At 57.0% G+C, this 12560-nt stretch carries 9 protein-coding genes and 1 riboswitch; of the genes, 1 reads left to right on the plus strand and 8 read right to left on the minus strand.

What is annotated here, in order from left to right; genetic code table 11:
• Nucleotides 1–5 precede the first annotated feature (5 nt).
• From QMG27_RS09365 to QMG27_RS09380, 4 genes are all read right to left on the minus strand, one after another.
• The gene (locus QMG27_RS09365) at nucleotides 6–1217 is read right to left on the minus strand and encodes a urate hydroxylase PuuD (protein ID WP_281810786.1); all 1212 of its coding nucleotides are present in this window, start codon (nucleotides 1215–1217) and stop codon (nucleotides 6–8) included.
• Nucleotides 1218–1427: 210 nt separating this feature from the next.
• Nucleotides 1428–2684: a D-amino acid dehydrogenase gene (locus QMG27_RS09370; protein ID WP_281810787.1), complete on the minus strand. Its 1257-nt coding sequence runs from the start codon at nucleotides 2682–2684 to the stop codon at nucleotides 1428–1430.
• Between the two features lie 168 nt (nucleotides 2685–2852).
• A riboswitch (glycine riboswitch) is annotated at nucleotides 2853–2954 on the minus strand.
• A gap of 31 nt (nucleotides 2955–2985) precedes the next feature.
• On the minus strand, nucleotides 2986–4161 hold the full coding sequence (locus tag QMG27_RS09375) for a M20 aminoacylase family protein (RefSeq protein WP_281810788.1): 1176 nt from the start codon (nucleotides 4159–4161) through the stop codon (nucleotides 2986–2988).
• Nucleotide 4162: 1 nt separating this feature from the next.
• Nucleotides 4163–5149 (minus strand): tripartite tricarboxylate transporter substrate binding protein, encoded by a 987-nt coding sequence (locus QMG27_RS09380; protein WP_281810789.1) that lies wholly within the window; start codon nucleotides 5147–5149, stop codon nucleotides 4163–4165.
• Nucleotides 5150–5259: 110 nt separating this feature from the next.
• Here QMG27_RS09380 and QMG27_RS09385 point away from each other — a divergent pair, with 110 nt between their 5' ends.
• Nucleotides 5260–6141: a LysR family transcriptional regulator gene (locus QMG27_RS09385; RefSeq protein WP_281810790.1), complete on the plus strand. Its 882-nt coding sequence runs from the start codon at nucleotides 5260–5262 to the stop codon at nucleotides 6139–6141.
• A gap of 3 nt (nucleotides 6142–6144) precedes the next feature.
• Here the strand turns inward: QMG27_RS09385 and xdhC are convergent, their stop codons facing one another.
• From xdhC to QMG27_RS09405, 4 genes are all read right to left on the minus strand, one after another.
• Nucleotides 6145–7017: a xanthine dehydrogenase accessory protein XdhC gene (xdhC, locus tag QMG27_RS09390; RefSeq protein ID WP_281810791.1), complete on the minus strand. Its 873-nt coding sequence runs from the start codon at nucleotides 7015–7017 to the stop codon at nucleotides 6145–6147.
• A 52-nt stretch (nucleotides 7018–7069) separates the two neighbouring features.
• On the minus strand, nucleotides 7070–9430 hold the full coding sequence (xdhB, locus tag QMG27_RS09395; protein ID WP_281810792.1) for a xanthine dehydrogenase molybdopterin binding subunit: 2361 nt from the start codon (nucleotides 9428–9430) through the stop codon (nucleotides 7070–7072).
• Nucleotides 9431–10906 (minus strand): xanthine dehydrogenase small subunit, encoded by a 1476-nt coding sequence (xdhA, locus tag QMG27_RS09400; protein WP_281810793.1) that lies wholly within the window; start codon nucleotides 10904–10906, stop codon nucleotides 9431–9433. It lies immediately after the preceding gene.
• An 89-nt stretch (nucleotides 10907–10995) separates the two neighbouring features.
• Nucleotides 10996–12471, minus strand: a complete 1476-nt coding sequence (locus QMG27_RS09405) for an NAD(P)/FAD-dependent oxidoreductase (protein ID WP_281810794.1) — start codon at nucleotides 12469–12471, stop codon at nucleotides 10996–10998.
• Nucleotides 12472–12560 lie beyond the last annotated feature (89 nt).

Below are 12560 nucleotides of genomic sequence, written 5' to 3' on the forward strand. Positions count from 1 at the left end.
GCTGATTATCTCAGCGCGGCTCCTGCTTCGTACCAACGCTTGATGGTGGCACGTTCGGCCTCGGTGATGCCTGTGGCGTTGTTCATCGGCATTTGCTTGGTCACCACGGCTTGTTGGTAAATGCCCAAAGCATGTTGCTTCACACCTTCTGGTGTGTCGAAGCGCACGTTCTTCATTTGCACTTGCTCGCCGTGGCAGCTTTGGCAGCGTTGCACAAAGATGGCATTCACTTCTGCAAACGTCACAGGCGCATCACTTGCAGCTACGGTGGCAGATGGCGCTGGGCGCATCCACACAATGACGCTCAGCAAAATCACCACACCTGCAATGGCAAACGGCAGCGGGTTTTTGGCGCGGCCCAAGTGGTAGCCGTGGCGTTGCACGAAGAACTGACGAATCAAGGCGCCGGCCAACATCATCATCACCAAGATGATCCAGTGGTTTTCGTGCGTGTACAGAAAGCTGTAGTGGTTGCTCAGCATTGCAAAGATGACGGGCAGCGTGAAGTAGGTGTTGTGCACGCTGCGCTGCTTGCCGCGCTTGCCGTGCGTGGCCAGCTCTTTGGGGTCCATCGCCACGCCCGATGTCATGGCGGCCACCACCTTGCGTTGGCCTGGGATGATCCAGAAGAACACGTTGGCACTCATCGATGTGGCAATCATCGCGCCCACCAACAAGAAAGCTGCACGGCCTGCAAATAACTGGCACGACAGCCAAGACGCAAACGCCACCACCACGATCATGGTGAGGGCCACGATGCGCTCGCCGTTTTCACGGAAGCCAAACACGCGACACACGGTGTCATAGATCAACCAAAACGCGACCAAGAAACCCAAAGCTGCGCTGATGGCCGCAGCGGGCGACCAGTCCATGAGCGACTTGTCAATCAAAAACGTGCTCGCGTTCCAAAGGTACAGAACGGTGAACAAACCAAAGCCCGTGAGCCAAGTGGAATAGCTTTCCCAATAGAACCAGTGCAGTTTGGTGTGGATCTTCTTTGGCGCCACCATGTACTTTTGCGGGTTGTAAAAACCACCGCCGTGCACAGCCCACATCGCACCGTCCACGCCTTTTTCAAGCAGGTCAGGCGAGTTGGGTTTGATGAGGTTGTTGTCTAAGAAGACAAAGTAAAACGAAGAACCGATCCATGCGATGGCGGTGATGACGTGCACCCAACGCAACAGCAGGTTGGCCCAGTCTAAAAAATATGCGTCCATGTCGAGACCTCAGTCACTTGATGCTAGTTTGCCTTTCACCACTGCGGGCGCTGTGAATGGCACGAGGGTCGCGAACAAGGCCTCGACTCCAAGGCCTGCTCCGCTGCGACAGGTGACATGAAGTGTATACAATTTTTGTCGCCAGTCAAAACGGACAGGTCTCGGATAAACCCTAGCAAGGCCTGCGCCATGCAGGCCCCGTTGGGCAGGTCAAGCGGTTTGCAAATGGCCCGGCACTTGCACGGCACGGGCGGTGTCTGCCACCACGTTGCCCAGCATATCGGCCGTGACTGCCGACAAGGTCCAGCCCAAGTGGCCATGCCCCGTGTTGTAGAACACATTGGCCGCACGCCCCTTACCCACACGCGGCATCATGTTAGGCATCATGGGGCGCAAGCCTGCCCATGGCACCACGGAGCGGGTGTTGATGTTGGGGAAACATTGCTCCACCCAATCGATCAATGGGCGAATGCGGTCAGCTCGGATGTCACGGTTCACGCCGTTGAACTCGGCTGTGCCCGCCACGCGGAAGCGGTCTACCCCCAAGCGACTGGTGACGAGTTTGGTTTCATCGTCGAGCAAGCTCACATTGGGTGCGCCCGCTTGGCTGGCCGCGTCGTTCAAGTTGACGGTGATGGAATAGCCTTTGACGGGGTAGATGTTGACACGATCGCCCAACTGCGCTGCAAAGTCGCGGCTGGCCACACCCGCACACACCACCACGCCATCAAAGGTGTGAACGCTCGGTGCGGCGTCTTCTTGTGCCACGGTGATAACGACTTGTGTGCCGTTGCTTTGCACGGTTGCGACGTCTTGGCCATACAAGGTGCGCACACCCAAACGAGCCGCAGCAGCAGCCAAACCGTTGGTGAATTTGTGAATGTCGCCTGTCGAGTCACTCTCGGTGAAATAGCCACCGTAGTAAGTACCTGCCAACGTGGGCTCGATGGCTTTCATTTCAGTGGGTGTCACCGCGCGGCGTGGCAGGCCGCCTTTGGCCAACAGCTCGGACACTTTGCCCGCATGGTCAAAGCCTTTTTTGTCGCGGTAAATGTGCAAGATGCCTTCGCGCTTGTGGTCAAAGTCGATGCCCTCTTCCGCCGCCCATGCAAACAAATGCTGGCGGGCGGCCACAGCCATGCGTGCGGTTTCTACCGTGTTGCGTTCATAGTCTGGAATGGAGGCCATGAACTCGGCAAACCACGAGAGCTTGTGCCAAGTCGGTGCGGGGTTGACCAACAACGGTGCATCGCTCTTGAGCATCCATTTCAAACCTTTGAGAATGGTGCTCCAGTGCGTCCACACTTCGGCGTTAGATGCCGAGAGTTGGCCGCCGTTGGCAAACGAGGTTTCCATGGCGGCATAGCGGTGACGTTCAAACAAAGTGACGTCAAAGCCGCGCTTGGCGAGTGCGTAAGCGGTGGTCACGCCGGTGATGCCGCCACCAATGATTGCGATGGTTTTCATGATTAAGAGCTTTCAAGACGTCAAGGGGTTGTGCGCCAAGCACGCAAGCCGCGTGCCCAATGCGCCCCCTCTGTATCTTGACCTGAGAGATTCACAAACCACTCACGCGGTTTGCTTGCTCCTTCGGTGCACTGGCGGACGTAAGCGCCAATAGCTCTTCAGAGATAGTGCGTGTGACCGGTCCCTTTGCCTGAGAGTTTCCGGGGCGGTTGCTCCTTCGGCGCTGCCCACACGCTTGAAAACGCTGGCAGTCTCTCCCGGTCAACACGTCGACGTGTCGTCGATTGAATTTCAAATCATTCTAGACGGACAAATACCTCTCTACCAGCGCCACCCAGTAGGCCGCACCGGTGGCGATGTTGTCATCATTGAAGTCGTAGCCGGGGTTGTGCACCATGCACGCACCAGCCGAGTCGCCGTCGCCATTGCCGATGAGCAAATAGCTGCCAGGAATTTTTTCGAGCATAAAAGCAAAGTCTTCACTGCCCGTGAGCGCGGGGCCGTGCAAGGTGACGTGCTCTGCCCCCACCAAACTGAGCGCCACGTCACGCGCGAAGTTGGTTTCCTCCACGCTGTTGACCAGCACACAGTAGCCGGGCCGCCAATCAACTTCGGCCGTCACGCCAAAGCTCTCAGCCTGTGCAGCCACCAAGGCTTTGATGCGCTGCTCTAGCAAGCGGCGCACATCGGCATCCAAGGCACGCACACTCAACTCCAAAGTGGCCAAAGCCGGAATGACGTTGTTGGCTTGGCCTGCGTGCATCGCCCCCACCGTGACCACTGCGGTGTGCAAGGGGTCAACATTGCGGGCCACGATGGTTTGCAGCGCCATGACGATGGACGCAGCGGCCACCAGCGGGTCAGCCGCACGATGTGGCATGGCCCCATGCCCACCTGTGCCATGCACGCGAATGGTCACATAGTCGCTCGACGCCATGGCCGCGCCATCGCGAAACACAAAGTGGCCTTGCGGCACGCCTGGCATGTTGTGCATGGCAAACACAGCGTCGCACGGGTAATGCTCAAACAAGCCATCGGCCATCATGCGCACTGCACCACCGCCGCCTTCTTCGGCAGGTTGAAAAATTAAATTCAAAGTGCCGTCAAACGTGGCGTCACTCGCAATGGTTTTGGCGGCGGCCAACAACATGGCGGTATGCCCATCGTGGCCACACGCGTGCATAAGGCCAGGCGTGCTGCTGGCCCAATCCACACCGGTGGCTTCTTGAATGGGCAAGGCATCCATGTCGGCACGCAAACCCAAACGACGGGCACTGCTGCCACGCTTGAGCGTGCCCACCACGCCAGTGCCACCCAAACCACGGTGCACGGCATAGCCCCAGCTCTCTAGCTTGCTAGCCACCAAGTCTGCCGTGCGGTGTTCTTCAAACGCGAGCTCTGGATGTTGGTGAATGTCGCGGCGCAGTTGGATGAACTCACCCACACGCGCGCTGATGGCGTCACGCAAATACGTCATATCACTGAGGTTGCAAGTTGATCGACTTGGCAATCGCACGGAACTGCGCTGTGCCATCGCTGTAGGCCTTGCCCACCGCTTGCAAAGACAAAGGCTTGGCCACCAATTGGCTGTTGGCCTCGAGACCGCCGCGCACAGCAGGGTCGTTGAGTGAATCGGTGATGGCTTTGTGAATCACTTGCACGATGGGCTCGGGCGTGTCCTTCTTCACAAAGTAGCCGGTCCAGATGTTGAAGGTGAAGTTTTTGAGCGACTTGCTCTCGCTGATGGCGGGGTAGTCTTTGACCGACTCCAAGCGATCGTGGTTGAGCATGGCCAAGACTTTGAGCTTGCCTTGTTTGTTCAACTCTTCATATGACTTGCCAAAGGGCGCCAAAAAGATATCGACCTGACCACCCAACAAATCTTGGTTAGCAGGGGCTGCGCCTTTGTAGGGTACATGGGTCATCGGTATGTTGGTCACCTTGGACAAATGCTCGCCCAGCAAGTGATAAAACGAGCCAGGCCCCACGCTAGCGTAGGTGATGGGGCGACCTTCTTTGGCCTCTTTACGTGCGTACTCCAAAAACTCATCCACATTGCTCACAGGCAAATCTTTGCGGGCCAAAAATGCAATTTGTGCGGTCGCAATCATTTGCACCAAGCGGAAGTCTTCGCTCTTGAACTTCACAGCGGAAATCGCCAAAGGGGCCAAGATCAATTCATTGGGTGAGCCCTGAAAAATGATTTGTCCGTCGGAAGGTGAATTGAGCACCTTCTGTGCCGCAATGGAACCGCTGGCACCGCCGAGGTTTTCCACGATCACGGGCTGGCCCATGTTCTTAGACAAGGTGTTGTTGACTGTGCGTGCAATCACGTCCGACAAACCGCCTGCGGGGTACGGCACCATCAAGGTGACGGGTTTGCTAGGGTAAGTTTGCGCAGCCACAGAGCCTGCCAACAACAAGCCTGCGAGCGCTGTGCTGAATGATTTGAAAGAAAAAGACATGTCTCACTCCAAAGTGGTTGTTATGGGGGCATTGTGAAAAGCGATTTCTATAATGTCCAATGCATTTTTGTGTCATATTCAATAACTTAAATGCATAGATTGGAGATGCCATGACCTTGGTTCAACTCAAACATTTGATCGAATTGGCCAGCAGTGGCTCGTTCAGTCAATCGGCCAACAAGCTCCACCTGACGCAGCCTGCATTGAGCCGAAGCATCAAAGCATTGGAGGATGAACTCGGCCAACCTTTGTTTGACCGTGTGGGACGGCGCAATGAGCTGACCACGTTTGGTGCGCAGATTGTTCAGCGCGCTCGCGCTTTGGTAGACGAGGCCAACGAATTGCGCCGCACCGGCCAATTGCTCAAAACCGGAGAGCTAGGGCAACTTCGGGTGGGCATGGGTTCTGGCCCCGGCGCCATGTTGATGACCCCACTGCTCATGGTCATGGCCCACGAACATCCACAGGCCCATATCGACATTTCGCGGGGCAGCACTCAGCTCTTGGTACAAGCACTCCGAGATCGTTTGTTGGATGCGTTGATCTTGGACATTCGCTCACTGCAACCCGCTGCTGATTTAAAAATAGAAGCGCTCAAAGAAATGAAGGGCACGTTCATGTGTCGGCCCACACACCCGCTGGCCAAAAAACGCCAAGTGACATTTGACATGCTGCGTGACTACCCTATCGCCTCCACCCCTTTGAGCGATGAGGTGGCTCGCATTTTGATGGAGCGATTCGGCGCACAAGCCCACCCCAACACATTGGTGAATTTGCGATGTGAAGAAATTTCCAGCTTGCTTGATGTGGCGCGCAGCAGCAACGCCATCGTGCTGGCCATTCGCGCTTCGGCCCCCGATTTGGTGGAGCTCGCTGTCACGCCCGCCTTGAATGCCAAAGCACGCTTCGGCTTGGTCACCATCGCCACACGGACCGAACCGCCACTGCTCGGCAAGGTGCGTGCTTTGATGCACGAGGTGATGAAGGACTAAAGCTCAGCGCAGTTGCAACAACTGCGCGGCCACAGCCACGGCAATGACTTCTGGCTCTTTGCCCGTGATACCACTCACCCCGATAGGGCATGTGATGAAAGCCAATTCTTCGGCGGTAAAGCCTTTGGCTTCGAGGCGGTGTTGAAACGTGGCCCATTTGGTTTTGCTGCCAATGAGACCGACAAACTTCAAATCACCGTGGATGCGTTGGCGCATCAAGCACGCAGCCACCACATCTAAATCTTCTGCGTGGCTAAAACTCATGATGAGCACGCTGGCACCGCTGGGCACATCGGCCACAGCCGCTTGCACGGGGTCGGAATGCTCGCACACCACATTGGGCGGCAGGTGCGCAGGAAAGATTTCGTCTCGGCTATCAATCCACTGCACGTTGTAGGGCAAGGTGCTGAGCACGCTCACCAAAGCGCGGCCCACATGACCACCGCCAAACAAGGCAAGTGGTTGGCCGTTAGCCAGCAAGCGTTGTTTGAGTGCTGATGCATCGGCAGCGCTGATGCGCTCGAATTTCAAATGCACCACGCCGCCGCAGCATTGGCCCAAGGCGGGGCCTAGGGCGTAGCGCGTGGTGAGGGTGTTGTCTTCGTGCGTAAGTGGCGATGGCACATTGCCGTGTGCAGACGACGCAGCGTTATCCGAGGGATTGATGTGCGCGGGCCGTGACAACAAAGCACGCGCTTCGGTGATGGCCTGAAACTCCAAATGCCCGCCACCAATGGTGTTCACCAAAGTCTGCGGAAACACCGCCATCCAAGACCCTACCTCGCGTGGGCCAGAGCCCTGCACACGCTCAACCGACACCAACACACCATCGGCATGTTGGAGTTGTTGCAAAAGTTCTGCCGTGTGGCGAGGCATGGATGTGAAGCCAGCAAAACCCGTCACGCGCACGCGACGGGCTTGCTGTGCATCAAGCAGCGGCTTTTGCTTTGACGGCTTCGCACGCCATCAAGATGCGCTCGGGCGTAGCCGGTGCATCCATGTGCACCACCACCTTGTGGTCGGCGCTGGCCGCCACTGCGTCGCGCAAGGCGAAGAAGGCCGACAAGCCGAGCATCAAAGGCGGTTCGCCCGTGGCCTTGCTGTTGAACGGCGTGGGCTTGATGTTCTGGTTCTCGAACAACGACACATTGAAGTGTTCAGGAATATCGCCTGCCACTGGAATCTTGTAAGTGCTGGGGCCGTGCGTGAGCAGCTTGCCCTTTTTGTCCCAAATGCACTCTTCCATGGTGAGCCAGCCCATGCCTTGCACGTAGGCGCCTTCGATCTGGCCTTTGTCCAATGCGGGGTTGATGCTGCGACCCACGTCGTGCACGATGTCCACGGCCTTGAGCCACCACTCGCCGGTGCGGGTGTCGATCTCCACTTCGCTTACGGCCGCGCCGTAGCAGTAGTAATAGAAAGCACGGCCGTTCAGGGTGGTGAAGTCGTATTTGATTTCAGGCGTCATGTAGAAACCCGTGACTGACAAGCCCACGCGGTCGAGCCACGCTTGCTTGGTCACATCGGCCCACTTGACCGACTTGCCGCCGCCGTGCAGTTCGTTATTGGCAAACGTCACTTCTTCGGCTGCGCAACCCAACATGCGGGCAGCCACAGGCTTCAAGCGCTCGCGCATTTGCGCGGTCGCGTTCATGATGGCCGCGCCGTTGATGTCTGCACCGCTCGATGCCGAGGTGGCAGAAGCGTTGGGCACTTTTTGCGAGTCAGTAGCAGTGATGCGCACATGGTCCACGCTAATGCCCAAACCATCGGCGCACACCTGCGCCATCTTGGTGTTCAAGCCCTGTCCCATTTCGGTACCGCCGTGGTTGCAGCTCACCGAGCCATCCATGTAGACCACAAGCAATGCGCCGCCTTGGTTCAAGTGCGTGGCGGTGAAGCTGATGCCGAACTTCAAAGGCACGAGCGCAATGCCGCGTTTGCGGGTTTTGCTCTTGGCGTTGAAGGCTTGCACTGCTGCGCGACGCTCGGCGTACTTCGACTCTTGCTCGACTTGCGCGATCACCTTGTCGCCCACCCAGTCTTCGATGAGCTGGTTGTATTGGGTGGTCATGGTGTCGGGGGTGCCGCTGATGGCGGGGTCTTTGTAGAGGTTGAGCTTGCGCACTTCCAGTGGGTCTTTGCCCAAAGTCATCGCAATTTCGTCCATCACGGTTTCGATGCCGAACATGCCTTGTGGGCCGCCAAAACCACGGAAAGCCGTGGCGCTTTGTGTGTTGGTTTTGCAGCGGTGGCTCACCAGCTTGAGTGCTGGGATGTGGTAGCTGTTGTCTATGTGCAAACAGGCGCGGTCGTTCACTGGGCCGGAGTAGTCGGTGCTGTAACCGCAGCGCGACATGAGCGTGATGTCGGCGCCCAGCACACGGCCGTTGTCGTCAAAACCCACTTCGTAGTCGATGCGGAAGTCGTGGCGCTTGCCAGTGATGGTCATGTCGTCGTCGCGGTTCACGCGCAGCTTGACGGGCTTGCCCAGTTTGTGCGCGGCCAGGGCAGCGCTCTGGCTGAAGATGCTGGCATTGCCCTCTTTGCCACCAAAGCCACCACCCATGCGGCGGCAAATCACTTCGACGTCGTTGGTGTGCAGGTTCAGGGCGTGCGCGGCTTCGCGCTGATTGCCATCTGGGTGCTGGGTCGACACGTACAGCGTGAGCTGACCGTCTTCCTTGGGCACCGCATAGGTGATCTGGCCTTCGAGGTAAAACTGTTCTTGCTGGCCTGTGCGAGTCGTGCCTTTGATTTTGTGTGGCGCGCTGGCAATGGCAGCCGCAGCGTCACCGCGTGTGATGCCTTTGGGCGGCATGATGAAGCTGCCGGCTTCCATGGCCTCTTCCACCGTCAAGATGGGTTTGAGTTCTTTAACCAAGACCTTGGCCTTTTTGGCAGCTTCGCGGGCGTAAATCATTTCACGCGCGACCACCACGGCCACAGCTTGACCCACGAACTCGACCTTGCCAGCAGCGAGGAACGGGTCATCATGGACGATGGGGCCGCAGTTGTTTTCGCCCGGAATGTCTTTGGCGGTGTAGACGGCTACGACGCCGTGCTCTTTGAGAATGGCGTCGCGGTCAATGCCGTCGCCAATCAATTCACCATGCGCTACGGGCGATTTGATGATCGCCGCATACAAAGTGCCTGCGTGCTCGGGAATGTCGTCGATGTAGGTGGCCGTGCCTGTCACGTGCAAGTGGGCAGACTCGTGGACCACATCAGTACCCTGCTGAATATGAGAGGCAGGCAAGAGGTTTTTCAGGTTGGTAGGAGCGTTCATTTATGCCACCTCCGTCGTTTGTTCTTCAATGAATTCAAGCACCAAATTGCGGGCCACCAAAGCACGGTAGGCCCATGTGGCACGCAGGCCGTCGCGAGCGGTGAAGCTTGCGGCAATCGCGGCATCCAAGTCAGCTGCTTTCACATCGGCTGGGGCTTTGCCTTCAAGCACGGCTTCGAGCTTGGGTGCGCGTGCTGGGAATGGGCTCAGGCCGTTGTAGGCCAACTTCACGCCGCTCAACTTACCACCTTGGAGCGTATAGCTGATGGCGGCACACGTGGCCGAGATGTCTTGCTCAAAACGCTTGCTCACCTTGTGGGCGCGGAACACTTGACCGGCCACAGGCTTGGGCAATTCAATGGCTTCAATGAACTCGCCCGCTTCGAGCACGTTTTGCTTCATGCCTTTGTAGAAGTTTTCGAGCAAGACGTTGCGGGTCTTCTCGCCACGGCGCAGCACAAGGTTGGCGCCCAGCGCCAGCAAGCAAGGCATGGAGTCGCCAATGGGTGAGCCGTTGGCAATGTTGCCAGCCAGCGTGGCGGTGGAGCGAATGGGCGTGGAGCCAAAGCGGCGCAGCACTTCGGCAAAGTCGGGGTAGGCCTTGGCGACCAAAGTTTCTACCGTGGCCAGCGACACCGCCGCGCCAATGCGCCAGGCTTTGTCGGTCTCGCTCACTTGGCGCAGCTCTTTGACGTTGCCCAAATACATGATGTGGTCGGGGCGGCTGAACTGCTTGTTCACCTGTAAACCAATTTCGGTGCTACCTGCCAGCAAAGTGGTGGTGGGGTGCTTGACCAAGTAGTCGGCCACTTCGGCCAAGGTCGAGGGCGACACAAACTCGTTGCCCTTGCGCGTGCGCACCACGGGTTGCACGATGATTTCGCCATCCAAACTCATGGTGGGCGTGCTGGCACGTTTGATTTCTTTCAACAGCGGCACATCGGCGCTGTCATCCACTTTCAAAGCGGCTTTGTGTTGGCAGGCTTTAGAGGCCGCATCGATGATGGGCGCATAGCCTGTGCAACGACACAGGTTGCCGCTCAAAGCATCTGTGATTTCTTGGCGGTTGGGCGCGGTGTTGGTTTGCACCAAGTTCACCAAGCTCATGACGATGCCGGGTGTGCAAAAGCCGCATTGCGAGCCGTGGCACTTGACCATTTCGTCTTGCACGGGGTGCAAGGTGCCATCGGCTTTTTTCAGGCTCTCGACCGTCTTGACCGATTTGCCATCGAGCGAAGGCAGCAACTGAATGCAGGCGTTGGTGGGCACATAGTCCACGCCCGTGCCAGCGGCGTTGAGCTCGCCCACCATGATGACGCAAGCGCCACAGTCGCCCTCGGCGCAACCTTCTTTGGTGCCGGTGCGGTGCATCTGCTCGCGCAGATAGTCCAAAACAGTGGTGGTGCGGCGCTCGCCCTGTGCTTCGACGATCTGGCCGTCGAGCACAAAGCGCACGGTGTTGGTGACTTGTGACATGGTGGGGTGTGAAATCTGGGGGAAAGACCCAGATTTTAGTGACTTGCACCCCAAATCCGCAGCAGGTATGCCGCTTGGTATACAAATATTTACAGGTCTTCGATGCGGCCCTCGGCATCCACGCGGTAGCAACGCACGTCCAAATTGAATACCTCTGGTTTCACAATCGAGGTACCCATCAACATGCGGGCACATTCTTGAATGCCTTCTGGAATCGAGGGATGCGGGAAGATCAGTTCGGCCAAATGCTCGATGCCAATGTCCATCGAAATCATCAATGCCACGGCCATGATGGTGCTTGAGGCATGCGGCCCCATCACACGCATGCCCAAAATCTTCATCTCGTCGTCGTCAGACACCAAGATTTTGAAAAAGCCATCGAGCTTGTGCATGGCCAAAGCACGGTTGACGTAGCGGTAGTGCATGGACGCCAAGCGGTACGGAATTTTCTTTTTCCGCGCTTGGGTTTCGTTCAAGCCCACGGCAGCCACTTCGGGGTTCAAGAACATGATGGTGGAAATGTTTTCGTACACCAGCTCGCGCTTAGGCTCGCCAAACATGCGCTCCACCGCGTGGCGGCCTTCGAGTTCGCCCACGTTGACCAATGAAATGTCGGCAGTGAAATCGCCCACCGCGTAAATATTGGGCACGTTGGAGCGGGTGTGCTCGTCGTCAATACAGCCACGGTCGTTCAAGGTCACGCCTGCGGCTTCAAGGCCGAGGTTCTCGTGGTTAGACACACGCCCCACGGAAATCAGAGCTTTTTCAACCGTGTGGGTTTCTTTGCGCCCATCTTTGAAGCTGAGCACATATTCGACTTTGCCGTCGACGATGCTCATTTTTTCAAGCGCTGCGCCGTGGTGAATCACCGCGCCGTTGTCTTCCAAATTGGCCGCTACGGCATGTGAAATGTCTTCGTCTTCGAAGGGCAAGATGCGCTCTTCCTTGTCGATCAAGAAAACCTTGGTTTTGCCAAAGTTCGAGAAGATGGTGGCGAATTCACAACCAATCACACCCGCGCCCAAAATCACGATGCTCTTGGGGAAATCAGGCAACGACGACACGCCATCGCTGGTCAGGATGATCTTTTCGTCAATCGGGATGTGGGGCAGATAGCGTGGGCGGCTGCCCACGGCCATCACGGTGTTGTCGGCCCAAATGGTTTGGGTTTGGCCTTCGGCATCGGTGATGCCAATTTCGTTTTTGGATGCAAACTTGGCGTGGCCGTTGAAAAACGTGATCTGCCCCGTTTTTTGGAAATACGCAATTTGCTTTTTGAGCTGCACATGCTTTTCAGCCACAGCGCGGTGCGCTTGGTGCATGACGCTGGAGAAATGCACCTCCGAGTCATACACGGTGTAGCCCAAATTGGTGTTGTGCGTTTGTTGGTAGCTCTCTGACAGCTCCCACAACGTCTTGGAAGACAGCGCACCGTCAAAAATACCAGCGCCCCCCACCTTGTTGCGCTCGACCAGCGCCACACGCTTGCCAAAGTCGATGGCGCGCATGGCCGCCGCAAAACCGGACGGACCGGCACCAATCACGCAGACATCAAACTTTTCCAAAGCAAATCTCCAATAACGACTAAATTAATTATTTCGGCATTATTGGCGATATTGATGCATTTAAATGAAAGTTTGACGGGAGTTACCCG

This window comes from Limnohabitans sp. MORI2, assembly GCF_027925025.1.
In the GTDB taxonomy this organism is placed as follows: Bacteria; Pseudomonadota; Gammaproteobacteria; order Burkholderiales; family Burkholderiaceae_C; genus Limnohabitans.